The 314-nt window shown below is 47.8% G+C and carries 1 protein-coding gene; it reads right to left on the reverse strand.

Annotated features, from left to right (window positions below):
- Positions 1-11: 11 nt before the first annotated feature.
- The coding region (locus AAEY87_RS13870) for an EF-Tu C-terminal domain-related protein (RefSeq protein WP_502945482.1) at positions 12-314 on the reverse strand (303 nt) is incomplete at its 5' end.

The following is a 314-nucleotide window of genomic DNA, read 5'->3' on the forward strand; positions in this document are numbered from 1 at the left end:
TGGGTTAAATCTTAGTTCAATACGTTAGCAACAACACCAGCGCCTACAGTACGGCCGCCTTCACGAATAGCGAAGCGAAGACCTTTGTCCATAGCGATTGGGTGGATAAGCTCTACGCCCATCTCAACGTTATCACCAGGCATTACCATTTCAGTACCGTCTTGTAATTGGATTGCGCCAGTTACGTCAGTGGTACGGAAGTAGAACTGTGGACGATAGCCGTTTAGGAATGGTGTGTGACGACCACCCTCTTCTTTTGACAGTACATATACTTCTGCGTCAAACTTGGTATGCGGGGTGATTGAACCTGGCTT

It is taken from the genome of Psychrobacter sp. S1-30-MNA-CIBAN-0213 (assembly GCF_040309845.1).
Lineage (GTDB): Bacteria > Pseudomonadota > Gammaproteobacteria > Pseudomonadales > Moraxellaceae > Psychrobacter.